This is a genomic window from Streptomyces sp. NPDC104226 (assembly GCF_055584085.1).
Window position 1 is genome coordinate 41,352 of the sequence record NZ_JBVJMS010000010.1, and the last position, 22,049, is coordinate 63,400.

Below are 22,049 nucleotides of genomic sequence, written 5' to 3' on the forward strand. Positions count from 1 at the left end.
ACGGGTCAGCCGCAGCCGCCGCGGCCGCACTCCTCGACCGGGCCGGCGCCGGGCAGGGAGCCCAGGGCCTCGCGCAGGGCGGCGCGCTGGGGGCCGGTGAGGGTCTCGTCGTACGTGACCTCCACCCGGGTCCCGGATTCGAGGCCCGTCTCCCGGATGCCGGTCACGCCGTACTGCCAGAGGTCCCCTCCGCCGAGGCCGTCCTCGCCGTACAGCGCGCCGGGGATCTCCACGGAGTAGGCGTACGAGGGCCGCAGCCAGACGTCGTACGCCAGGACGGCCACGGCGGTCAGGGCCGCCGCGGTGACCAGCGCGGCGATGCCCGCGTACACGCGGGCCAGGACCGGGCGGCGGCGCGGGTCGGCCGAGCGGGCCAGCAGCAGGACGACCGCCGACGGGATGACCGGGAAGAAGCCGAAGATGCCGAGCAGGGTGCCGAGCCCGATCCCGCCCAGACCGACCGCGAGGCACAGGAGCCGGAAGTCCTCGCGGTCCCGGACGAAGAGGACCCAGACGAAGGCGATGAGGGGCAGGAGCATGACCACGCCGAACGGGGACGCGGTCGCCCAGGCCGTGACGAGGCCGGTGAGGAGGGCGGCGACGCCGGCCATGGAGCGCTGGACCCAGTGGGCCCGCTCGGCCGGAGCGGGGGCCGGAGCGTGGGCGGGATCGGGAGCGGGGGCAGGAGCGGGTTCCGACGGTGCCGGTCCCGCCGCCGGTCCCGCCGCCGGTCCCGCCACCAGGTCCGTCGTCCCGTCCGTCATGCCCCGTGCCCCGTCCGTGTCCTCGTCCCGCGAGGGCTCCCGTCGAGTAAAGCACCGCCCCCGGGACCCACGGGCGGCGGGCTCAGAGGCCCAGGCGGCGGTCCTTCAGGGCCGGGAACTGCTCGCGGGTCTCGGCGACCTTCTTGGGGTCGAGGTCCACCGTCAGGACCTCCTCCCCCGGGCCCGCCTCCGCGAGGACCTCGCCCCACGGGTCCACGACCAGGCTGTGGCCGGCCTGTTCCACGCCCCCGTTGCTGCCCGCCGACCCGCAGGCGAGGACGTACGACTGGTCCTCGACGGCACGGGCCCGGTTCAGCAGCGTCCAGTGCTCCCGGCGGCGGGCCGGCCAGCCCGCGGAGACGACCAGCGTCGTCGCCCCGGCGTCGACCAGGCCGCGGAACAGCTCCGGGAAGCGCAGGTCGTAGCAGGTGGCCAGGCCCAGGGTCTGCTCCGGCAGGTCGACCGTGGTCAGGGACTCGCCCGCGGACATCATGACGGCCTCGCCCTGGTCGAAGCCGAAGCGGTGGATCTTGCGGTACGTGGCGGCAAGCTCGCCCGTCGGGGAGAGCACGAGCGCGGTGTTGTAGAGCGAGCCGTCGCCCGCGCGCTCCACGAAGGAGCCGGCGTGCAGCCAGACACCGGCATCGCGGGCGGCCGCGGCCATGGCCCCGTAGGTCGGGCCGTCCAGCGGCTCGGCCTCTGTCTCGAACTGCTCGTAGGCGAAGGCGCCCACGGTCCACAGCTCGGGCAGGACGACGAGGTCCGACCCGGACTGCTCGCGTACGAGGTCGGCGACTCGCGAGCGGCGGGAAACCACCGACTCGCCCTCGTTCACCGCGATTTGGATCAGGGAAGCGCGCACAGTACCACCGTCCTGGCTTTCAAGCCGTCAACTCGGGCCTACGATCGTCACACGAAAGCACTGCCGGGGTGCTCACCGGCAGCGTAGTTTTGAAGCCATTGCACAAGCTTCCAGAACGCGCCACTGCACCTAACGCGCCAACAGGCCGATGAACCGCACGCGAGGGGTCCCGTTGACCGTCCATCCGCATCCCAGCCTTCAGCCCTATGCCGACGCGTGGACCCACTCCATCGAGGCGATATCCGAGCTGGTCCTCCCGTTGACGGAAGGCGAGTGGAGCCGGGCGACGCCCTGCCCGAACTGGTCCGTGCGCGACATCGTGTCCCACGTCATCGGGATCGAGTGCGAGCAGTTGGGCGACCCGCGCCCGATCCACACCCTGCCGCGGGACCTGCTGCACGTGGTCGACGAGTTCTCCCGGTACATGGAAGTGCAGGTCGACGTACGGCGGCACCACACCGCGCCCGAGATGACCTCCGAGCTGGAGTACACGATCATCCGCCGCTCCCGCCAGCTGCGGAACGAGAAGCGGGAACCGGACACGATGATCCGCGGCCCGCTGGGCGAGCCGGCCACCCTGGAGCACTCGCTGCGGCTGCGCGCGTTCGACGTGTGGATCCACGAGCAGGACCTGCGGGCGGCACTGGGGCAACCGGGGAACTGGGACTCGCCGGGGGCCTACGTGGCCAGGGACCTCCTGCTCGCCGGGCTGCCGAAGGTGGTGGCCAAGAAGGCGGGCGCGCCCGCGAACTCGGCCGTCGTCATCGACGTGCACGGGGCGCTGGAGTTCATGCGGACCGTACGGGTCGACGCGGACGGCCGCGGCACCATCGACAAGGCCCCCTCGCTGGGGCCCGCGGTGACGCTGACCCTGGACTGGGAGACGTACGTACGCCTCGCGGCCGGCCGGGTGCGTCCGCACACCGTGGCCGACCGGGTGAAGGTGGAGGGTGACCCGGCGCTGGCCGAGGCCATCCTGGCCAACTTCTCCGTCACCCCGTGACCCCCCTGACCCCGTAGGTGCTCGCCGAGCAGATCCCCGCCGACCGGGGCATGGGGGCGATCCTCGCGCAGTACCTGCGCTCCCTGGCCGCGCACGGGGACGAGTGCGCGCCCGCCGAGCTGGAGCAGCTGGGCGCCATCGCCCTCGACCTGGCCGGCGCCTGCCTCGCCGGGCGGCCCGGCGCCGAGGAGGAGCCGTCCGAGGAAGCCCGGACCCGGGAGGCGCTGGTGCGGATCGACCGGTTCATCGGGCACAACCTCGGCGATCCCGAGCTGAGTCCGGCCGTGGTCGCCGCCCGGCACGACATGTCGCTGCGCCGGCTCCAGCTCCTCTTCCGGGAACGCGGAGAGGGCGTGGCGGCCTCGATCCGCCGGCGCCGCCTGGAGGGCTGCCGCGAGGACCTCGCCGACCCCGGTCAGCTCACCGTCCCCGTCCACACCGTGGCCCTGCGCTGGGGATTCACCAACGCCTCCGTGTTCAGCCGCCTGTTCCGCGAGACGTACGGGGCCGGCCCGAGCGAGTTCCGCCGCGCGGCGGTGGCGGGTTCCGCGACCGGAAGCACGCGGTAGGCCCCCGCCGGGGCCGTTGCGCGGATTGTCAACGGTCCCTGCGCTCAGTGCACACTCGGCCGCGCGGAGCCCTCATAGGCTCGGCAGGCGTTGGCCGGAACCCGACTCCGCGGAGTCGACGGACGGACAGGTGGGAAAGGACGGGGGTCTGTCCCGCCCCGGCCCGTCCTCCTCGGTGCGGGGGCCTGCGCGCCGGCCGGGCCGGAACCGGACGTCACCGGGCCGCCCGCGGGTCGGCAGGGGTGCCGACGGGGGTGCCGGCCCCGGCGGCCGCCACGGCGGTGGCGACCGGAACCGGGGCCGGCGAAGTCACCGACTGCGCGGGAAGGGGCACCGGCGAGACCGGGGTCCCGCCGCCCGCGGCCATGGCCGTGCCCTGGCCCGCGCCTTGGCCGGCGCCCTGGCCCGTGGCCGTGGCCTGGCCCGTGGCCGTGGCCTGGCCCGTGGCCGCGCCCACCCGCTCGCGTTCGCGGGCCAGGGCGCGGCCGCGCAGGCGCAGGATCTGGGCGATGCCCAGGAGTTCCAGGACGAAGACCGAAGAGAACGCGATGCGGTAGTTGTCCCCGGTGGCGTCGAGCAGCAGGCCCACCACCAGCAGGGTCGTCATCGAGGCGATGAAACCGCCCATGTTGGTGATCCCGGAGGCGGTGCCCTGACGCTCCGCCGGGTTCGCGGGCCGGGCGAAGTCGAAGCCGATCATCGACGCGGGCCCGCACGTGCCCAGCACCAGGCAGAGTGCGATCAGCAGCCACATCGGCGCGTGGTCCCCGGGGTAGGCCAGGACCGAACCCCACAGCAGCGCGGTCAGGCCGACCGTGCCCAGGGCGAGCGGGATCCGGGAGGACTGCCGGCGGCCGACGACCTGGCCGTAGACCAGGCCGAGCGCCATGTTCGAGGCGACCACCAGCGTGAGCAGGCCGCCCGCGGTGGTCCGCGAGAGCCCCTGGGCCTCGACGAGGAAGGGCATGCCCCACAGCAGCAGGAACACCATGGCCGGGAACTGCGTCGTGAAGTGCACCCACAGACCGAGCCTGGTGCCGGGCTCCTTCCAGGAGTCGGCGATCTGGCGCCGTACGAAGCCCCCCGCCCCGGTGGCCGCCCGCGGCGCGGGCTCGTGGCCCTCCGGGTGGTCGCGCAGGAACAGCACGAGCGGGACCAGCACGACCAGGCCCGCCACCGCACTGCCCGCGAACGCCGGCACCCAGCCGACCCCGTGCAGCACGGGAGCCAGCACCAGCGTGGAGATCAGGTTGCCGGCCATCCCGACCAGGCCGGCCAGCTGTGCCATCAGCGGGCCCCGGCGGGCCGGGAACCAGCGGGTGCCGAGCCGCAGGACGGAGATGAAGGTCATGGCGTCCCCGCAGCCCAGCAGGGCGCGGGCGGCCAGGGCCATCCCGTAGGAGGGGGAGAGCGCGAAGCCGATCTGGCCGGCGGTGAAGAGCACGGCGCCGAGGGTGAGCACCTTCTTGGTGCCGAGCCGGTCCACCATCAGGCCGACGGGTATCTGCATGCCCGCGTAGACCAGCAGCTGGAGCAGGGAGAAGGTGGACAGCGCCGAGGCGTTCACGTGGAAGCGGTCGGCGGCCTCCAGCCCGGCCACGCCGAGGCTGGTGCGGAAGATGACCGCCACGAAGTAGACGGCGACGCCGATCGACCAGACGAGCACCGCCTTGCGGCCGCCCGGCGGGTCCTTGAAGACGGAGGCCTCGGGTGCGGCCGGGGCGGCGGAGGCGGGGCTCATCGGGCGGACCCCCGCACCAGTTCCCCGATCCGGCTCACGTGGGCCCGTACCGCCGCGGCGGCCGTGTCGGCGTCGCCCGCCCGCAGGGCGTCGAGGATCTCCCGGTGCTCGGCCAGCGTCCGCTCCACCCGCTCGGGGTGCGCGTGCAGCAGGGCCACGCCCATGCGCAGCTGGCGGTCGCGCAGTTGGTCGTAGAGGCGGCAGAGGATCTGGTTGCCGGCGCTGCGCACGATCTCCGCGTGGAAGGCCCGGTCGACGGCCATCATCGCCGCGAGTTCGCCGGCGTCACCGAGCCGGCGCTGCTCCTCGACCAGTTCCGCGAGCCGTTCCAGCAGCCCGGCCGGGGCGGGCACGGCCCGGCGGACGGTGAACTCCTCCACCAGCAGCCGGGTTTCGATCACGTCGGCGATCTCCTGGGCGGAGACGGCGAGGACGAGGGCGCCCTTCTTCGGGTACAGCTTCAGCAGCCCCTCGGTCTCCAGCCGCAGCAGCGCCTCGCGGACCGGCGTGCGCGAGACCCCGACGGCGACCGCGAGCTCGCCCTCGGTCAGCAGCACCCCGCCCTCGTAGCGGCGGTCGAGCACGGCCTGCTTCACGTACTGGTAGACGCGTTCGGCAGCGGTCACGGTGGTACCGGCGGTACTGGCGGGTGGCATGCGCACAGCATAGATACAACAGAGGTGCAACTCGGAGCCCGTCCAGAATGTGGACAGCTGCTCACCGCACGATGACGTCCAGCACGAACTCGTCGTACGCGGCCTCCTCCGGATACGGCGGCCGGACCTGCGCGAAGCGGATCCTGGCCCGGCCCGCCACCAGCCCCCGCACCACGTACACCCGCTCCACCACCGCCCCGGGCAGCGGGGGCTCGGCGGCGGGCGGCTCCTGCGGCTCCGCCACCGCGACGGCGTCCGCGTCGCCCGTCACCCGCCAGGTCCAGACGTAGCCGCGCGCACCCCGCCCGGTGAGCCGCAGCTCGTACGGCTCACCGGACGCGAGCACCACCTCGCGCACCTCCACGCGGACCTCTCCTCTCCCCCTACGCCGGACCGATCACCGCCCCTTCGTGCCAGCCGGAGCCGTCGCGCCAGTAGTGCTGGAGCAGGCGGTCGGTGCGCAGGACGATCACCTCCAGGTTGAACCCGAAACTGCCCTGGAGCATCCCGGTGACCGCCAGCACGTCGTGGCCGAAGACGGCGGAGCGCTGCCAGGCGGCCCCGCCCGCGTTGCCGCGCCACCAGTGCTCGACACGGCCGCCCGCGCCCGTCACGCACAGCTCGTAGTTCCCGGCGGTGTCCTCGTCGGCCGCCCCGTACTGCGCCTCGATCAGGCAGGGCGCGGAGGTGATGCCGGAGCCGAAGATCTCCCCGGGGCGCCACACGAACCCGTTCGGGTCGTCGCGCCACCACAGCTGCATCCGGCCGTCCGTGCGGGTGGCGACCAGGTCGAGGTGGCGGGAGCGGGTCTGGACCAGGGCCGGACCGAAGTGGGCGATGCCGGAGGCGAAGCGGCCGCCGTCGTTCCAGGTCCAGGGCGCGCCGTTGATCCGCCACCAGTGGTTGAGGCGGCCGTCGGCGGTGCGGACGACCACCTCGAAGTTGCCCGGAGCCCCGTAGTCGCTCTGGATGAAGGCCGGGGTCGACCCGACCGCCGCGTCACCGGGGCCGAAGGCGCCGCCGTCGCGCCAGGCGCCGCCGAAGTGCTCGTAGTACCAGTGGCGCAGCCGGCCGCCGGGGGTCACGTGCAGCGACTCCATGTTCCGGTTGTACGTGGTCCCCGTGAACGCGGGCTGGCCCGAGGCGTCGGAGGCGAAGCTCTGGGCGCGGTTCCAGGCGTACGGGGCGTCGCCCTCGCGCCACCAGTGCCGGAGCGGGCCGCCCGCGGAGTCGGCCAGGGCCGCCAGCTCGAAGTTGCGGTGGGCGCGGCCGTTGCCGCTCTCGTAGACGTTTCCGGTGTGCAGGCGGCGCTTGCTCCACGGGTCGATGTTGGTGTCCTGGAGCCCGCACTTCGCCCAGTCGTCGATGCGGGCCTCCCCGTACGCGATCCGGCCGTAGCCGCCCACGTGGTAGCCCGTGCCCCAGGAGTTCTTGAACAGCCAGCAGCCGGCCGCGTCGTCGTAGCCGGTGATCAGGACGCAGTGGCCGCCCGCCAGCCGGTCGCTGGTGCGGTGGTAGACGCCGGAGCCCAGGCCGAAGAAGTCCTCGTACACGTCGAAGCAGGCGGTCAGCGGGCCCACCGTGTCCAGCCAGACCTTCTGCTGCTCCACGTCGCCGAGCCGGACGTACCCGGCGATGCGGACGGTCCGGCCGGAGCGGTCCCAGCTCGGGGTGTACTCCGCCCGCCAGGCCTCGCGGCGGTCCACCGGGGTGCCGGGGGGCGGCGGCGAGTACGGCCAGCAGCCCGGGTCGGCGAGCCCGCCGTTGGTCCGGATCCAGTCGAGGGCCGCCTCCGGGCTGCCGGTCTGCCCGCAGCGGGCCTTCAGCCCGTCGTGCACGTCCCCCTCGGAGCGCTCGGCCCACACGTGGTGCTCGATGCGGGCCATCGACTCCACCAGGCCGGCCGCCCCGAACGCCCAGCAGGAGCTGCACGGGTTCTGGTCCTTCACCTTGGTGAGCCAGGCGTGCCCCCACCGGCTCCGCCAGTCCACGGCGGACGGCCGGGCGTGGCCCCCGGTGTCCGGGGCCTCGGACGGGAGCAGGCCGTGCGCCCTCCTGCGCCGGGTGAGGTGCGGATTGCCGCTGACGCGGCCGACGAGGCTCCGCAGGTCCACCGGCGGCGCGGAGCCGGCGGGCGTCAGGTCCAGTGCCGCCGCCGTGCTCGCGCCGAGGCCCAGGGCGGGTCTGGGCACCGGATCCCCGTCGGCGAGGTGCTCGCTCACGGACCAGCGCGCCCCGCGCACCGCGAGCAGCGCCCGCAGCTCCCCCGCCGTCTGGACACGCCCCTCCGACTGCTCCGGCATTCCGGCCCCCCAACGCACCGTACGGATCCGAGCCCCGGGAGCGTCCACCTGCGCGGAGGGCCCGTCAAGGGGGTCCGTACGGTCGCGCGGCGGCACACGGGGGCGCGGTGGCGCCGGCCGCTTCCCGAACGAAGCCGGGGACTCCCGGAGCCCGGTGCCTCCGGAGCCCGGCAACTTCCGGAGCCCGGGGCCCGGCGGCCCGGGCACCTCGGCCCCGGGCCGAGGGAACAGGCCTGGGCCTGGACCCGGGCTGCGGGGGCCGGCCGGGGCATGGGGCCGGGCCGAGGGGCAGGCCCGGGCCGGCGGGCCGCCCGCCTGAGGGGCGCTGGCGGCGCTAGGCGTTCGCCGGGGGCGCTGCCGCCGGTGGGTCGGCAGAGCCGGTCAGCGGCCTGTCCCCGCTGTCCACGCCGAGATCTCCGCCGCACCCCGCCGGACCGGTTCCGCCGGGTCCTGATCGAGCCTTCGGCAGGCCTCGGCGATGGTCGTGTCCGGCACCCCGTCCGGCCCCGCGTGTGCGTCACGCACCCCCGGTCCACAGCCAGTCGGCCCGGTCGGCGTCGGCCTCGACGACCGCGAGGGCGAGGAGCCTCACCGCGGCCGTCGTCCCCGTGCGGGCGAGGGATTCCGCCGTCTGTCGCGTCACCGCGGTGTCCTCGGCATCCAGCAGCAGCCTCACCAGCGCTGCAGCGGCTTCGGGAACATCCGCGAACGCTGAGAGGTCGCGCCCGGCGCGTGCACGTCGCGCCCACGAAGGAGACGACGACGCCTCCAAAGCCGACCCCAGCCCACCCGTCGTCTCCCTCACAGCCAGACGGTCTCATGCCCCGCGAAGCAGGCACGAGGGGGGTGCTGCCGTCGTGTCGACCGCGACCGGCCCGGCGGCGCTGCCGCCGGTAGTTGGCAGCGCCGGGGCCGGGATGTGGCAGGTGCGGGATTACTGGACGGGGAGCGGGGCCGGGAGGGGCGGGGCCGGGATCGGGAGCGGGGGGAGGCCCGGGAGGCTGAGGCCGGTCAGGAGGGCGAGGAGGGCGGCGACCAGGTCGGTCACCACGTCCGTGGCCTTGGCCTTGGCGTCGGTGGAGCAGCCGCAGGGACCGGCGGCCTTGGTGAGCCCGTCGACGGAGCCCTTGAGCTTGTCGATGGCACCGGTGGCCAGGTCGAGCGGGCCGATGGCCGCCCTGTGGGCGGCGACGGGGAGCGCCACGGGCACCGCCGGAGCAGCCACCGGCAGCTTCGGAGCCTCGGCGGGGACCGCCGGGGCCGCGACCGGCAGAGCAGGAGCCGCGACCGGGAGCTTCGGAGCCTCGACCGGGAGCTTGGGGGCTTCCACCGGGAGCTTCGGGGCTTCCACCGGGAGCTTGGGGGCCTCCACGGGCAGGGCAGGAGCCTCCGCCGGGAGCTTCGGGGCCTCCACCGGCAGGGCAGGGGCCTCGACCGGGAGCTTCGGAGCCTCGACCGGGAGCTTGGGGGCCTCCACCGGCAGGGCAGGAGCCTCGACCGGGAGCTTGGGGGCTTCCACCGGGAGCTTCGGGGCCTCTACCGGGAGTTTGGGCGGGTCCACCGGGAGGGCGGGGGCGTCTACCGGCGGGAGGGGGGCGGGGAGGGACGGGGTGGCGGGGAGGCTCTTCTTCAGGTCCGCGATCGCCGCGTCGATCTTCTCCTTGAACGCGGCCAGGTCCGCCTCCGGGAGCTTGCCGTCGGGGGACTTCAGCACCGCGGCCAGCAGATCGGTGACGGGTTTCAGCAGTCCGCCGACGCCGCCCAGCGACTGCACCTGCGCGAGCAGGGCCTCGGTGCCCGGGATGGACTTCCCGGCCGGTGCGGCGGCGAAGACGGTGGTGGCGGCGGACCGGGGCTGTGCGGAAGCCGACGCCGACGCCAGACCGGGGGACGCGGTCAGCAGGGTCAGGCAGAGGGCGGCGGGGACGGTGTAGCGCGTGATGCGACGCAACGGATCTCTCCTGTCGGGGAGCCTCGGCGGGGGACGTGCCGGGGCGGGACGTGCCGGGACGTGAGGCGTCCCATGGGACGTGGGACGTGTCCCGGTCCACTCACGAACACACCGTCGGACCCCGCAACCCGAGCCGCCGCACCGCCCGCGAGGACACGCCGCGCAACCGGCCTACGTACGCCCGTGACCTGCGCGTACACCGTCACCCTCGGGCGATGCCCCGTCAGGCGGGACCCTCCCACCGGATCTCGCCGTCCTCGACCCGGTCCGTGGCGGTGAGTCCGACCCGCGCGGCGACGGCGGCGGACGCGGTGTGGTCGGGGTGCACGTGCGCGATGACGGTGCGCACCCCGGCCTCCTTCCCGAGCCACTCCACCATCGCGCGGGTCGCCTCGACGGCGATGCCGCGGCGCTGCCAGGGCGTGCCGACGACCCAGGCGATCTCGGCGTGGCCGGCGCGGCCGTGGCCGGCAGCGGTGACCGTCGCCTGGACCGTGCCGGTCAGGCGGTCCTCGGCGTCGAGCCGGACCACCCAGTTGCGCCAGGCGACGGCGGGGTCCGGCGACCCGGCGACGAGCCGCACGTAGCGGGTGCGCAGCTCCGGCTCGGTGAGCGGGCTCCCGCCGATGAAGGCGTGCAGTTCCGGGTCGCCCAGCACGGCCGCCATCTCCTCGGCGTGCGCGACCTCCAGCGGCAGCAGGGTCAGCCGCCCGGTCCGGATCGTGTCGGTGGCCGCGGCGTGCTCCGCACCGGCCCGGTCGCTGCTGTCACTGGACTTCACGCACCCATACTCGCCCACGGGCGAGACGGTGCACGCCCCCTTCCGTCCCCGCCCGCCTGCGGAAACCGGGCAGCGGACCGGGGCCGTTAGGCTGATCGCATGGATGGGTGGACGGCGCCGAGTTCCATCGAGCGCGAGTTGTACGGGGCCAAGGCGCGCGGGGACTGGGCCGGGTACCTCGACGCCCTCGCCCGGAGCGAGCTGTTCCTCGCGCAGTCCCGGGCGCAGGTCGACGCCGAGCCCACGCAGGCGCGCTTCCACCCCACCCCCGACCGGCGCTGCATCGTCGTCCACACCCGCGGGATGCTGCCGGTCCCCGATCCGCACACCGTGTACCTGCCCCGGTCCCTCGCCTGGTTCGCGAACGCCTGGGACTCCGGCGACCCGCCGCACCTCGCCGTGAACCCCGGCACCCCCGCGGAGGCCTACCTCACCACCACCCCCGCCGACCTCGCCCGCTGGCGCGCCCACTGGGACGCCGCCGGCCCGGTCTGGGGGCTCGCCCCCGGAGCGGTGCACTCCCTGCACGTCGGCGGACCGCTGCACGGGACCGTCGCGCACGGGCTGGCCGTCGGAGCCCATCTCGCCGTGTCCAACGGGGAGTTCTGGAACGCACTGGCCTACCACGGCAACGGCTACACCCGTGAACGCGAACGGCTGCGCAGGGGCTGGGGAATCACCACCGCCGCCGAGTGGCACGACACGCTGCGCCGCCTGCTCGCCACCGACATGGTCAGTCCCGTCTGGGAGTTCGCCCTCCGTGTGCGCCGCCTCCTCGCCTCCGACTTCGCCGGCCCCGTCGACGTGGAGCACTGGCGCCACGCCGCCGCCGGCGCCCTGCGCCGCAACGCCGAACGGGCCACCGAACCGCAGCTCACCCCCGAGGGGGTCACCGTCGCCGCGCCCCGGCCCACCGCCGAGGTGGAGGGCGAGGTCGCGGGCATACAGCGGCTGATCGGCCGGATCGCCCGCTACGAGCAGCGCTTCCGCGCCGACGGGCTGCTGCCCGAGGGCGGCTGGGTCCGCTCCGTGGAGGGCTGGGACCAGGGCCGGGCCTCGCAGATGGCCCGCTGGGGCCTCGGGACCCGCTACGGAACGCTGGCCGACGCGGAACACGGCGTACGGCAGGCCGGGCAGGCGGCGAGGGGCGCGTACCGCTCGTGGGAGGAGTTCTCCGCCGGGTACGCCCTGGGGCGCTGCCTGCACTTCGACGAGGAGGAGTTCGGCGAGTGGTACACGGGCGTGCTGGCCACCCACCTCACCCTGACCACCGACCCGGCGAGCCCCTGGCTGAACATCCCCTGGCGGAATCCCGAAGGAGCCTGATGACGCAGCGGGGAAGCCTCACGGCGGAGCTCATGGAGGGCCCGGCCGCGCTCCGGGCCGCGGACGCGTTCGGGCTGGTCTACGCCGAGGCCTTCGCGGAGGCTCCGCACCACGAGACTCCGGAGGAGGTCGCCGCCGCCCTCCGCGGCTTCCCCGCACAGACGCGCAGGCCCGCCTTCCGCGCGGCCCTGGCCCGTACCCCGGAGGGCGAACCGGCCGGCATGGCCTACGGCTGGATGCTCCAGCCCGACGCGGTGTGGTGGGACGAGCTCACCGAGCCCGTGCCCGACGCCGTGCGGCGGGAGGACGGCCGCCGCACCTTCGGGCTCATCGAGCTCGCCGTGCGCGGGCCGTGGCGCGGACGGGGTGTGGCGCGGCGGCTGCACGCGGCGCTGCTCGAAGGCATCACGGCCGAGCGGGTGCTGTTGAAGGTCCACCAGGAGGCCGGACCGGCCGCGGCCGCCTACCGGGCGTGGGGATACCGCAAGATCGGCGAGGCCCGGCCCCCGATCGCCGACGCGGACGCGGACCAGGGCACGGGCGCGTACCTCCGTGACGTGATGCATCTCGACCTGCGGGGCTGAGGGCGCCGGGGCTCAGCGCCGCGGGAGGCGGGCGAGCGTGACCGCGCGGAGCAGCCATTCCACCGGGCCGTACCGGTGCCGTGCCATCAGGTGCCTGCTGAGGACGAGCTGGGCTCCGTACAGGCCGAGCGCGCCGGCCGTGACGGCGGCGGCGCCGAGGCGGTCGTACAGGGCGAGGCCGTAGGCGGTGAAGACGAGGGCCATGACGAGGGACTGGCTCAGGTAGTTGGTCAGGGCCATCCGGCCGGCGGGGGCGAGGAGGAGCGCGGCGCGCTCGCCCCGGGCCGTCTTCATGAAGAGGAGCAGGCCGCAGACGTACGCGGCGGTCAGCGCGGGGGCCGTGACCATGCCGACGACCTGGCCGAGGAGCTCCCACCGGGCACCGAGTGCGCCGTCGGCGGCCAGGGCCATGAAGAGGCTGCCGGGCAGGCCGACGGCGGTGCCGAGCACGCAGATGCGGCGCATCCGCGCCACGTGCCGTCCGGTGTCGGCGAGGAGCCGCCGCTTGCCGCAGTACATGCCGGTCAGGAAGGCCGCCAGCACGAAGCCGCCCATGAGCGGTACGGCGAGCAGCGCGTCGGGCAGCTGCTCGAGGTTGGCCCGTACGACGGAGGCGGCGTCGCCCCGGTAGTCGGCGACCATCGCGGCGAAGCCCGCGGCGAGCTCCTCGTCCGCCCGGGCCGTCTCGGTGTCCGGCACGAACACGGAACCGAGCCCGAGGAGCAGCAGGAAGCCGCTCGTGCATCCGTAGACGATCCGGGCCGCGCGCAGGGCCGTCCCGGGCGCGCAGTCCCGGGCGGCGATCAGGATCAGACCGAGCAGTGCGTAGGTCATGAGGATGTCGCCGGTGTACAGCAGGACGGCGTGCAGGAGGCCCAGGACGAGCAGGCCGAGCGACCTGCGGAGCATCCGCGGGGCGGGGTTCGCGCCGTCGTGGGCGGCGGAGGCCTGCTGGAGGGTGAAGCTGTAGCCGAAGAGGAACGAGAACATCAGGTAGAACTTGCCGACGGCCAGGGCCTGTACGACCCCGTCGACGCCCCGGTCGAGGGCCGAGGCGTCCTGGTCGACGACGCCCCCGGTGCCGTACGGACCGGCCATCATCAGCGCGTTGACCAGCAGGATGCCGAGGAGGGCGAAGCCGCGCAGGGCGTCGACCTCGGGTATCCGGGCGGGCCGGCCGCCTCGTACGCGGCCCGGCCCTTCGGCGTGCCCCGGCCCTTCGGTGTGCCGGGGCCTCGCGGCGTGTTCCGGATTCTCGGCGTGCTCTGCCGTCGCGTCCACGGCTTCCCCCCAGGTGGTCGTCCTGGGGCGACGTTAGCCCGGCGGGCCTCAGGCGGCCGAACCGAGACGGGCCGCGAGGGCCTTGCCCTTCGACTCCGCGTCCGCGAGGGCCTGCGCGTACGAGGCCTCCGCGAGGGGGATGAGTCCGGCCATCGCCGGGACGGAGGCGGCCAGGGTCAGCTCGGGGACGATGAAGTCGACCTCGGCGCCGAACATCTCGGTCAGCACGCCGGCCAGGTAGTTCTGCACGTACTCCATGCCCTCGCGCGGGGTGCCCGGCGCGTAGGAGCCGCCGCGGCTGGCGACGACGGTGACCGGCAGGCCCTTGAGGGGCGAGTCGGGGCCCGCGGTGCGGCCCATCACGATGACCTGGTCCAGCCAGGCCTTCAGGGTGGAGGGGATCGAGAAGTTGTACATCGGGGCGCCGATCAGCACGGCGTCCGCCTGCTCCAGCTCCGCCACCAGCTTCAGCCGCTCGGCGAAGGCCGCGGCCTGCTCGGGGGTGTGGGTGGAGGGGTCGGCGAAGGCGGCGGACCAGGCGGCGCCGTCGAGGTGCGGGACGGGGTCGGCCGCCAGGTCGCGGTAGACGACCGTGCCCTCGGGGTGCTGCTCCTCCCAGGCCTTGCGGAACGCGGCGGTCACCGCACGCGAGGAGGAGGAAGCGGGGTTCAGGGACGAGTCCAGGTGCAGCAGGGTGACCACGGGAACCTCCGGGTGAGGGTGAGTGCAATTTCGTACGTCACTATTATTAGCACAGTCACTTACTTTTTCTCACCCTCTAAGTCACGGGTAGTACCCTGAAGCCATGGCGGACAAGGCAGACAAGGGGAAGCACCGGGAAACCGGGGCCTGCAGCCGGGTGAGCGACGGCATCACCCAGGTCTTCGGGCTGCTCGGGAAGCGCTGGACGGGCGTGATCCTGGCCTCGCTGATGGAGGGGCCCGTGCACTTCGCGGACCTGCGCCGGTCCATCTCCGGCATCAGCGAGCGCATGCTCTCCGACCGCCTGGTCGAGCTCGCGGCGGCCGGCCTCGTCCTGCGCGAGGTCGACGAGGGCCCGCCCCTGCGGGTCGCCTACCGGCTGACGGAGCGGGGCGCCGCACTGAAGCCCGCACTCACGGAACTGGGCCGGTGGGCGGAACAGTGCCTGATCAAGGGCGAGGGCACCTGCTGATCGGCGGGGACACCTGCCGATCGGCGGGACACGGCGACCCGATTACCGTTCCCCGTATGACACTTGCGCTGAACGACACCGTACGAAAGCTCCTCGACGCCCCCCACCCGGCGGTCCTCGCCACGCTCAACCCCGACGGCAGCCCGCAGAGTTCGGTGGTGTGGGTGACCCGGGACGGGGACGAGATCCTGATCTCCACCGTGCGCGGCCGCCGCAAGGAGCGCAACATCGCGCGGGACGCCCGGGTCGGCCTCACCGTCTTCGACCTGGCCGACACCGACCTCTACGTCGAGATCCGCGGCACCGCCACCCTCACCGAGGACACCGGCCGGGCCGTCGCCGTCCGCCTCGCGGAGGAGTACGAGGGCCCGGGCGCGGGCGCCGCGTACGCGAACGCCCCGGCCGAGCAGGTACGGGTCGTCATCCGCCTCACCCCGGCCAAGGTGCTCGGCAGCGCCGCGCGCCCGGCCGTCCAGGCCGGCTAGGGAAGCCCCGGCCGCACCGCCGACCAGGCGTCCACGGCCACCGCCAGGGGATCGGTCGGCGCGAGGTACGGCCGGGCCGGTTCCGTGCAGCGGATCAGGTTCTTGATGCGGCGCAGCCGGACGATGTCGGGGCGCGGCAGCTCCCGCCAGATCCGGGCCTGCGCCGCCGCCTGGGCCGGGGTCAGCTCGAAGCGGGCCAGTACGTCCCGGCACAGGACGGCGGGGTCCCGGTCGGGATCACCGTCCTCGCCGGGCCCGAAGCACCGGAGCAAGTAGCTCCGTACGTACGGCCGTTCCTCCGTGCGCTCCGACCGCTCTATGGCGGCCAGCGCGATCCGGCCCCAGCGCAGCCGCACCCGCTCGGGCAGCTCCTCGCCCTGCATCCGGCTCGTCGCCAGGGACCGCAGCTGCTCCGGATGCGGCTCCTCCAGCAGCGGGGGCCCGGTGGCCAGCCACTCCTCCAGGTCGGCCAGCGCGTGCCCGTCCGGCGGTACGTAGGTCAGCACCTGCCCACGCGCGAGCAGCGCGACCACGGGCCCCGTGAGGTGCACCTTCGCCACGTGCCCCGCGTCGAAGGACCCGACCGCGCGCCCGTACCGCTCGATCCCCCGCAGCCTGGTCCGCAGCTCGCCGGCCGCGTACGCCTGCCCGGCCCGCGCCACTCCCCCGATGCACCGCACGACGCACACCCCGCCCGTGACGTCGGCCGCCTCGACGGCACACACCTGCAACTCCGCGATGGACACCCCGTCCCACCCCTCTCCCGGCGGGGAGGCTACCTCCTGCGGCTACCAGCCGGTGCCGATCCGGGCGAGGTGGCCGGGCGGGCCGTCAGGACTCCTGGGCCGGCTCCAGGACCAGGCGGATTTCGGTGACCTCGTAGCCGGCGCGGGTGAAGGCGGCGGCCATCGGGGCGTTCACGGTGTCCGTGGTGGCGGTGATCCGGTCGGCGGCCTCGCCCGCGTGGAAGCGGGTGATCTCGGCGAGGATCTCGTCGATCAGCCCCTTGCCGCGCTGCTCGGGGACGACCCCGAGGTAGCCGACGTTGCGGTGGTACGGGGTCGCGGACGGGATCGCCATGCCGGCGAGGGTGCCGTCCGGGAGGTACGCCAGGCGCCACCAGGAGCGCTCGCCGGGGCAGTCGGTGTAGAACTCGATGTCGTCGCGCGCCAGCGCCTCGGCGTCCATCGTGCGGAGCTCGCTCTGCGTGTGCACGTCCAGGCTGCCCTGCGAGAGGCGGACGAAGGCGTCGAGGAACTCCTCGTCGGTCCCTTCGCGGAAGACCAGCCGGCCGGTGGGCTCGGCGGTGCCGGCGGCGGGGGTCCACTCGAACCGGAGCCGCTCGATCTCGCGGACCAGGCCGGCTTCGGCAGCCGCCTTCTGCCGCCAGGCGACCGCGTCGGCCAGGCCGTCGGGGGAGGTGCGCCAGTCGCGCGGCAGGGAGATGTTGTAGTCGGGGAGCTTGCCGAAGGCCTCGTGCCCGGCGGCGAGCAGTCCGGCGGCGACGGCGGCCGGGTCGGGCACGCAGGCGCGCACCTGGAGGCAGTCGAGCGCGATCGGCCGCTCGCTGTCGGCGCGGCCCCACCACAGGGCGCGGGCCAGGACCTCGCCGTTCTCGTCCTCGGCGGTCCAGGTCCACTCGGGCCGCATCTGCTGTGCGGCGAGCTCCTCCCGGATCTTGTCCGGGGTGAGGGCGGGGACGGGGCCGTCGGCCGGGTAGGCGAGGGCACGGTCCAGGTCTGCGGGGTCTGCTGTGGCAGCGCGAAAGATCATCGGTCGGAGACTATCGGCGAACGGTTGTCCGTCAAAGGGATTTCCGCACGTCAGAGTGGGCGGGGGACGCCGCCGCGGTCTCCGGGGACGGGGTCCTCGGAGGCCGCGGCGACGGCCGCGCCGTCAGGACCAGGTGATCAGACGGCGGGGGTGCTCCAGGACGGCGGCGATGTCCGCGAGGAAGCGGGAGCCCAGTTCGCCGTCGATGAGGCGGTGGTCGAAGGAGAGCGCCAGGGTGGTGACGTGGCGCGCCTTGACCTTGCCCTTGTGGACCCACGGCTGGAGCTTGATCGCGCCGACCGCGAGGATCGCGGACTCGCCGGGGTTCAGGATGGGCGTACCGGTGTCGACGCCGAAGACGCCGACGTTGGTGATGGTGATGGTGCCCTGCTGCATGTCCGCCGGGGAGGTCTTGCCCTCGCGGGCCGTGGCGACCAGCCCGGACAGGGCCTGCGACAGTTCGCCGAGGGTCTTGGCGTGCGCGTCCTTGATGTTCGGGACGATCAGCCCGCGGGGGGTGGCCGCCGCGATGCCCAGGTTGACGTAGTGCTTGAGCACGATCTCCTGGGCCGCCTCGTCCCACGAGGCGTTGACCTCGGGATTGCGGCGGATGGCCACGAGGACGGCCTTGGCGATCAGCAGCAGCGGGTTGATCCGGAGCCCCGCGAGGTCCGGGTCGTCCTTGAGCTCCTGGACCAGCTTCATCGTGCGGGTCACGTCGAAGGTGATGAACTCCGTGACGTGCGGCGCGGTGAAGGCGGAGCCGACCATGGCCTGGGCGGTGACCTTGCGGACGCCCTTGACCGGGATCCGGGTCTCGCGGGCGGACCCGGACACCTCGGACGGGGCCTGTACGGGGGCCGCCTCGGCCACCTGGGCCGCCGCGGGGACCTCCGGGGCCGCCTGGGCCGCCGGAGCCACGGACTGGGGCGTGAGGGCCGCCGCGGCCGCCGCGTGGACGTCCTCGCGGGTCACGACCCCGCCGTCGCCGGTGGGGACCACCGCGGCCAGGTCGATGCCGAGGTCCTTGGCGAGCTTGCGCACCGGCGGCTTCGCCAGCGCCTTGCCCGAGCCGCCCTGGGCGGGGACCACCACGGGGGCCGCCGGAGTCGCCGGAGCGGCCGGAGCCGCCGGAGCGGGTGCGGCCACGGCCACGCCCGTGCCGTTCTGCGCGGCGACCGCCGGCTGCGGAGCCTTGCGCGGGCGGCGCTTCGTAGCGGCGGTGGACACGCCGTAGCCGACCAGGACGGGCTGCCGGGCCGCGGGGGCCTCGGGCTCCGCGGCGGCGGCCGGTGCGGTGGCAGCAGCGGGGGCCGCGGCTGCGGCCTCGGCCGGAGCCTCGTCCGCCGGACCGGTCCGGACCGAGATGATCACCTGGCCGACGTCGACCGTGACGCCCTCCTCGAAGAGGAGCGCGTGCACGACCCCGTCGAAGGGGATCGGCAGCTCGACGGCCGCCTTCGCCGTCTCCACCTCGCAGACGACCTGCCCGTCGGTGACGGTGTCACCCGGCTGGACGTACCACTTGAGGATCTCGGCCTCGGTGAGGCCCTCGCCCACATCGGGCATCTTGAATTCGCGGATCGTCATCGCAGGGCTCTCCTCAGTACGCCAGCGAGCGGTCGACTGCGTCGAGCACCCTGTCCAGGCCCGGCAGGTACTCGTCCTCCAGGCGGGCCGGCGGGTACGGGGCGTGGTAGCCGCCCACGCGCAGCACGGGCGCCTCCAGGTGGTAGAAGCACCGCTCCGTGATGCGAGCGGCGATCTCCGAACCCACACCGAGGAACACCGGCGCCTCGTGGACCACCACGAGCCGACGGGTCTTCTCCACCGACGCCTGGATCCCGTCGAAGTCGACCGGGGACATCGAGCGCAGGTCGACGACCTCCACCGACTTGCCCTCCTCGGCGGCGGCCTCGGCCGCCTGCAGGCAGACCTTCACCATGGGCCCGTAGGCCGCCAGGGTGACGTCGGTGCCGCTGCGGGCCACCCGCGAGCCGTGCAGCGCGTCGGGGATGGCCTCGACGTCGACCTCGCCCTTGTCCCAGTAGCGGCGCTTCGGCTCGAAGAAGATCACCGGGTCGTCGCTGAGGATGGCCTGCTGGAGCATCCAGTAGGCGTCGCTCGCGTTGGACGGCGAGACCACCTTCAGGCCCGGGACGTGCGCGAACAGCGTCTCCGGGGACTCCGAGTGGTGCTCGACCGCGCCGATGCCGCCCGCGTACGGGATGCGGATGACGACCGGCATCTTGATGGTGCCGAGCGAGCGCGCGTGCATCTTGGCGAGCTGCGTGACGATCTGGTCGTACGCGGGGAAGACGAACCCGTCGAACTGGATCTCCACGACCGGCCGGTACCCGCGCAGGGCCAGGCCGATGGCGGTGCCGACGATGCCCGACTCGGCGAGCGGGGTGTCGATGACCCGCTCCTCGCCGAAGTCCTTCTGGAGTCCGTCGGTGATGCGGAAGACGCCGCCGAGCTTGCCGACGTCCTCGCCCATGACCAGGACCTTGGGGTCCTCTTCCATGGCCTTGCGCAGCGAGTCGTTGAGCGCCTTGGCGATGGTGAGCTTCTGTACGGCCATGAGGGTCACTCCCCGCCTTCGAAGGACGCGAGGTAGGCGGCGAACTGTGCGCGCTCCTCGTCGACGAGCGCGTGCCCGTCCGCGTAGACGTTCTCGAAGATCGCCATCGTGTCGGGGTCCGGCATCGTGCGCACGACCTCGCGCACCCGCTTGCCGAGCGCCTCGCTCTCGGCCTCCAGCGCCTCGAAGAACGCCTCGTCGGCGCCTCCGGTGGCCAGCAGGTGGGCCTTCAGGCGCAGGATCGGGTCCTTGGCCTCCCAGGCCCGCGTCTCCTCGTCGCGCCGGTACTTCGTCGGGTCGTCGGAGGTGGTGTGTGCACCCATCCGGTACGTGAAGGCCTCCACCAGGGTGGGCCCCTCTCCCCGGCGGGCCCGCTCCAGTGCCCAGCGGGTCACCGCGAGGCAGGCCAGTACGTCGTTGCCGTCCACCCGGACGCCCGGGAAGCCGAAGCCCTGCGCGCGCTGGTAGAGCGGGACGCGCATCTGGCGCTCGGTGGGCTCGGAGATCGCCCACTGGTTGTTCTGGCAGAAGAACACCACGGGCGAGTTGTAGACGGCGGAGAAGTTGAAGGACTCCATGACGTCGCCCTGGCTGGACGCGCCGTCGCCGAAGTAGGCGATGACGGCCGAGTCGGCCCCGTCCTTGGCCACGCCCATCGCGTACCCGGTCGCGTGCAGCGTCTGGGAGCCGATGACGATCGTGTACAGGTGGAAGTTGTTGGTGGTCGGGTCCCAGCCACCGTGGTTCACACCGCGGAACATGCCGAGCAGGTTGGTCGGGTCGACCCCGCGGCACCAGGCCACGCCGTGCTCGCGGTACGTCGGGAAGACGTAGTCGTCGTCGCGCAGGGCCCGGCCCGAGCCGATCTGGGCGGCCTCCTGGCCGAGGAGCGAGGCCCACAGGCCCAGCTCGCCCTGGCGCTGGAGGGCGGTCGCCTCGCCGTCGAAGCGGCGGGTCATGACCATGTCGCGGTAGAAACCGCGCAGGTCATCGGTGGTGATGTCGGCGACGAAGGGCGCGAATTCCGCGACGTCGGGATTCTCCGCGACGTCGACGCGCACCCCCTCGGGCGTCAGCAGCTGTACGAGCTGAGGCTCAGCGTCATGCGTCTTCGCGGTGGCAGCGGCGGGCTTGGCGGCGTTTGCCGCGCCGGCCGGCCGCTTGGTGCCGCTGCGGCGCGGCTTGCGCGCGGCAGTGCTCTCCACGGTCACGATTGCTCCTCCGTCGGTCCGGCACCCGGGTTCTCCGGGGTCCAGTGCGGCTCACCTGTATCTCTGCCCGCGCACGGGGTGGGTGCGCTTCGGGTCTGGGATTCAGGCGTGACAGGTGCCCCGGCGAGTGCCCTGCGCAATGCACGTTACCCAGTGCGTCGCATAACTGCGAAACCCCGTTTGACCTGCGATTTTGCTTGGATTTCCAAGTAAATCCGCGGAACCGGGAACAACCACTGGTCACAGCCTTGCAGGGGGCCGGAACAACGGCACGTTATCCCGCTCGCCACCGGCAGGGAAGGGGTGAGTGTGTGAAACTGAGTTCGTGCGCGAAAACGGAAAAATCAAGGTATTCCTCCTGGACGACCACGAAGTGGTACGCCGGGGTGTTCACGAGCTGCTGTCGATGGAATCGGACATCGAGGTCGTGGGTGAGGCCGGCACGGCCGCCGACGCACTGGTCCGGATCCCCGCCACCCGCCCCGACGTGGCCGTTCTCGACGTCCGCCTCCCGGACGGCAGCGGGGTGGAGGTGTGCCGCGAGGTGCGCTCCCAGAACGAGGACATCAAGTGCCTGATGCTCACCTCGTTCGCCGACGACGAGGCGCTGTTCGACGCGATCATGGCCGGCGCCTCGGGCTACGTGCTCAAGGCGATCCGCGGAAACGAGCTGCTCAACGCGGTGCGTGACGTGGCGGCCGGCAAGTCCCTGCTGGACCCCGTCGCCACGGCCCGGGTGCTGGAGCGGCTGCGCGACGGCAAGAACGGCAAGGGCGACGACCGGCTCTCGAACCTCACCGAGCAGGAGCGCAAGATCCTCGACCTGATCGGCGAGGGCCTGACGAACCGCGTGATCGGCGAGCGGCTGCACCTGGCCGAGAAGACCATCAAGAACTACGTCTCCAGCCTGCTGTCGAAGCTCGGCATGGAGCGCCGGTCCCAGGCCGCCGCGTACGTGGCCCGCCTGCAGGCCGAGAAGCGGAACTGATTTCCGTCACTCA

General features: G+C 73.5%; 23 protein-coding genes. 7 read left to right on the forward strand and 16 right to left on the reverse strand.

What is annotated here, in order from left to right:
- Positions 1 to 5: 5 nt before the first annotated feature.
- Positions 6 to 764: a hypothetical protein gene (locus ACZ60J_RS28715; RefSeq protein WP_469686253.1), complete on the reverse strand. Its 759-nt coding sequence runs from the start codon at positions 762 to 764 to the stop codon at positions 6 to 8.
- An 82-nt stretch (positions 765 to 846) separates the two neighbouring features.
- The gene (locus ACZ60J_RS28720) at positions 847 to 1,626 is read right to left on the reverse strand and encodes a carbon-nitrogen family hydrolase (RefSeq protein WP_469686255.1); all 780 of its coding nucleotides are present in this window, start codon (positions 1,624 to 1,626) and stop codon (positions 847 to 849) included.
- Between the two features lie 172 nt (positions 1,627 to 1,798).
- Between ACZ60J_RS28720 and ACZ60J_RS28725 the strand changes: the two genes are divergently transcribed.
- Both ACZ60J_RS28725 and ACZ60J_RS28730 read left to right on the forward strand, forming a co-directional pair.
- Positions 1,799 to 2,629, forward strand: a complete 831-nt coding sequence (locus tag ACZ60J_RS28725) for a maleylpyruvate isomerase family mycothiol-dependent enzyme (RefSeq protein WP_469686256.1) — start codon at positions 1,799 to 1,801, stop codon at positions 2,627 to 2,629.
- Between the two features lie 17 nt (positions 2,630 to 2,646).
- The gene (locus ACZ60J_RS28730) at positions 2,647 to 3,198 is read left to right on the forward strand and encodes a helix-turn-helix domain-containing protein (RefSeq protein WP_469686258.1); all 552 of its coding nucleotides are present in this window, start codon (positions 2,647 to 2,649) and stop codon (positions 3,196 to 3,198) included.
- 214 nt (positions 3,199 to 3,412) lie between these two features.
- On the opposite strand, the gene ACZ60J_RS28735 is transcribed toward ACZ60J_RS28730, so the two are convergent.
- The 7 genes from ACZ60J_RS28735 to ACZ60J_RS28765 all read right to left on the reverse strand — a co-directional run bounded on the left by ACZ60J_RS28735 (position 3,413) and on the right by ACZ60J_RS28765 (position 10,630).
- The gene (locus ACZ60J_RS28735) at positions 3,413 to 4,939 is read right to left on the reverse strand and encodes an MFS transporter (RefSeq protein WP_469686259.1); all 1,527 of its coding nucleotides are present in this window, start codon (positions 4,937 to 4,939) and stop codon (positions 3,413 to 3,415) included.
- On the reverse strand, positions 4,936 to 5,595 hold the full coding sequence (locus tag ACZ60J_RS28740; RefSeq protein WP_469686260.1) for a GntR family transcriptional regulator: 660 nt from the start codon (positions 5,593 to 5,595) through the stop codon (positions 4,936 to 4,938). The genes ACZ60J_RS28735 and ACZ60J_RS28740 overlap by 4 nt, the downstream gene beginning before the upstream one ends.
- Before the next feature lie 61 nt (positions 5,596 to 5,656).
- Positions 5,657 to 5,959, reverse strand: a complete 303-nt coding sequence (locus tag ACZ60J_RS28745; protein WP_469686262.1) for a protease inhibitor I42 family protein — start codon at positions 5,957 to 5,959, stop codon at positions 5,657 to 5,659.
- A gap of 19 nt (positions 5,960 to 5,978) precedes the next feature.
- The gene (locus tag ACZ60J_RS28750; RefSeq protein WP_469686264.1) at positions 5,979 to 7,898 is read right to left on the reverse strand and encodes a C1 family peptidase; all 1,920 of its coding nucleotides are present in this window, start codon (positions 7,896 to 7,898) and stop codon (positions 5,979 to 5,981) included.
- A 517-nt stretch (positions 7,899 to 8,415) separates the two neighbouring features.
- Positions 8,416 to 8,703: a HEAT repeat domain-containing protein gene (locus ACZ60J_RS28755; RefSeq protein ID WP_469686266.1), complete on the reverse strand. Its 288-nt coding sequence runs from the start codon at positions 8,701 to 8,703 to the stop codon at positions 8,416 to 8,418.
- 129 nt (positions 8,704 to 8,832) lie between these two features.
- The gene (locus ACZ60J_RS28760; RefSeq protein ID WP_469686268.1) at positions 8,833 to 9,849 is read right to left on the reverse strand and encodes a hypothetical protein; all 1,017 of its coding nucleotides are present in this window, start codon (positions 9,847 to 9,849) and stop codon (positions 8,833 to 8,835) included.
- 223 nt (positions 9,850 to 10,072) lie between these two features.
- The gene (locus tag ACZ60J_RS28765; RefSeq protein ID WP_469686269.1) at positions 10,073 to 10,630 is read right to left on the reverse strand and encodes a GNAT family N-acetyltransferase; all 558 of its coding nucleotides are present in this window, start codon (positions 10,628 to 10,630) and stop codon (positions 10,073 to 10,075) included.
- Positions 10,631 to 10,729: 99 nt separating this feature from the next.
- Between ACZ60J_RS28765 and ACZ60J_RS28770 the strand changes: the two genes are divergently transcribed.
- Positions 10,730 to 11,956, forward strand: coding sequence for a DUF1266 domain-containing protein (locus tag ACZ60J_RS28770; protein WP_469686271.1), 1,227 nt, complete (start codon positions 10,730 to 10,732; stop codon positions 11,954 to 11,956).
- Positions 11,956 to 12,540 (forward strand): GNAT family N-acetyltransferase, encoded by a 585-nt coding sequence (locus tag ACZ60J_RS28775; protein WP_469686273.1) that lies wholly within the window; start codon positions 11,956 to 11,958, stop codon positions 12,538 to 12,540. The genes ACZ60J_RS28770 and ACZ60J_RS28775 overlap by 1 nt, the downstream gene beginning before the upstream one ends.
- 12 nt (positions 12,541 to 12,552) lie before the next feature.
- On the opposite strand, the gene ACZ60J_RS28780 is transcribed toward ACZ60J_RS28775, so the two are convergent.
- Complete coding sequence (locus ACZ60J_RS28780) at positions 12,553 to 13,821, reverse strand: DUF418 domain-containing protein (protein ID WP_469686275.1); 1,269 nt, start codon at positions 13,819 to 13,821, stop codon at positions 12,553 to 12,555.
- 48 nt (positions 13,822 to 13,869) lie between these two features.
- Positions 13,870 to 14,523, reverse strand: a complete 654-nt coding sequence (locus ACZ60J_RS28785) for an FMN-dependent NADH-azoreductase (protein WP_469686277.1) — start codon at positions 14,521 to 14,523, stop codon at positions 13,870 to 13,872.
- Between the two features lie 103 nt (positions 14,524 to 14,626).
- Between ACZ60J_RS28785 and ACZ60J_RS28790 the strand changes: the two genes are divergently transcribed.
- Both ACZ60J_RS28790 and ACZ60J_RS28795 read left to right on the forward strand, forming a co-directional pair.
- Positions 14,627 to 14,995, forward strand: a complete 369-nt coding sequence (locus tag ACZ60J_RS28790) for a winged helix-turn-helix transcriptional regulator (protein ID WP_469686278.1) — start codon at positions 14,627 to 14,629, stop codon at positions 14,993 to 14,995.
- A gap of 56 nt (positions 14,996 to 15,051) precedes the next feature.
- Positions 15,052 to 15,480: a PPOX class F420-dependent oxidoreductase gene (locus ACZ60J_RS28795; protein ID WP_469686280.1), complete on the forward strand. Its 429-nt coding sequence runs from the start codon at positions 15,052 to 15,054 to the stop codon at positions 15,478 to 15,480.
- On the opposite strand, the gene ACZ60J_RS28800 is transcribed toward ACZ60J_RS28795, so the two are convergent.
- The 5 genes from ACZ60J_RS28800 to pdhA form a co-directional block, all read right to left on the reverse strand.
- Positions 15,477 to 16,226, reverse strand: coding sequence for a hypothetical protein (locus ACZ60J_RS28800; RefSeq protein WP_469686282.1), 750 nt, complete (start codon positions 16,224 to 16,226; stop codon positions 15,477 to 15,479). The two genes, ACZ60J_RS28795 and ACZ60J_RS28800, sit on opposite strands and share 4 nt — an antisense overlap.
- 85 nt (positions 16,227 to 16,311) lie before the next feature.
- Positions 16,312 to 17,253: a GNAT family N-acetyltransferase gene (locus ACZ60J_RS28805; RefSeq protein WP_469686283.1), complete on the reverse strand. Its 942-nt coding sequence runs from the start codon at positions 17,251 to 17,253 to the stop codon at positions 16,312 to 16,314.
- Between the two features lie 123 nt (positions 17,254 to 17,376).
- Positions 17,377 to 18,843, reverse strand: a complete 1,467-nt coding sequence (locus ACZ60J_RS28810) for a dihydrolipoamide acetyltransferase family protein (RefSeq protein WP_469686284.1) — start codon at positions 18,841 to 18,843, stop codon at positions 17,377 to 17,379.
- Positions 18,844 to 18,856: 13 nt separating this feature from the next.
- Positions 18,857 to 19,837: an alpha-ketoacid dehydrogenase subunit beta gene (locus ACZ60J_RS28815; RefSeq protein WP_469686286.1), complete on the reverse strand. Its 981-nt coding sequence runs from the start codon at positions 19,835 to 19,837 to the stop codon at positions 18,857 to 18,859.
- A gap of 5 nt (positions 19,838 to 19,842) precedes the next feature.
- A complete protein-coding gene (pdhA, locus tag ACZ60J_RS28820; protein ID WP_469686288.1) occupies positions 19,843 to 21,048 on the reverse strand; it encodes a pyruvate dehydrogenase (acetyl-transferring) E1 component subunit alpha in 1,206 nt (401 codons plus the stop codon).
- Between the two features lie 325 nt (positions 21,049 to 21,373).
- Between pdhA and ACZ60J_RS28825 the strand changes: the two genes are divergently transcribed.
- Positions 21,374 to 22,036, forward strand: coding sequence for a response regulator (locus ACZ60J_RS28825; RefSeq protein WP_250738766.1), 663 nt, complete (start codon positions 21,374 to 21,376; stop codon positions 22,034 to 22,036).
- Positions 22,037 to 22,049: the final 13 nt, after the last annotated feature.

Excerpts from the sequence above, each read along its gene's own strand:
- ACZ60J_RS28750 (WP_469686264.1), bottom strand. The coding sequence starts at position 7,898 with ATGCCGGAGCAGTCGGAGGGGCGTGTCCAGACGGCGGGGGAGCTGCGG.
- ACZ60J_RS28790 (WP_469686278.1), top strand. The coding sequence starts at position 14,627 with ATGGCGGACAAGGCAGACAAGGGGAAGCACCGGGAAACCGGGGCCTGC.
- ACZ60J_RS28815 (WP_469686286.1), bottom strand. The coding sequence starts at position 19,837 with ATGGCCGTACAGAAGCTCACCATCGCCAAGGCGCTCAACGACTCGCTG.
- ACZ60J_RS28810 (WP_469686284.1), bottom strand. The coding sequence starts at position 18,843 with ATGACGATCCGCGAATTCAAGATGCCCGATGTGGGCGAGGGCCTCACC.
- ACZ60J_RS28715 (WP_469686253.1), bottom strand. The coding sequence starts at position 764 with ATGACGGACGGGACGACGGACCTGGTGGCGGGACCGGCGGCGGGACCG.
- ACZ60J_RS28795 (WP_469686280.1), top strand. The coding sequence starts at position 15,052 with ATGACACTTGCGCTGAACGACACCGTACGAAAGCTCCTCGACGCCCCC.
- ACZ60J_RS28735 (WP_469686259.1), bottom strand. The coding sequence starts at position 4,939 with ATGAGCCCCGCCTCCGCCGCCCCGGCCGCACCCGAGGCCTCCGTCTTC.
- ACZ60J_RS28770 (WP_469686271.1), top strand. The coding sequence starts at position 10,730 with ATGGATGGGTGGACGGCGCCGAGTTCCATCGAGCGCGAGTTGTACGGG.
- ACZ60J_RS28775 (WP_469686273.1), top strand. The coding sequence starts at position 11,956 with ATGACGCAGCGGGGAAGCCTCACGGCGGAGCTCATGGAGGGCCCGGCC.
- ACZ60J_RS28740 (WP_469686260.1), bottom strand. The coding sequence starts at position 5,595 with ATGCCACCCGCCAGTACCGCCGGTACCACCGTGACCGCTGCCGAACGC.
- ACZ60J_RS28805 (WP_469686283.1), bottom strand. The coding sequence starts at position 17,253 with ATGATCTTTCGCGCTGCCACAGCAGACCCCGCAGACCTGGACCGTGCC.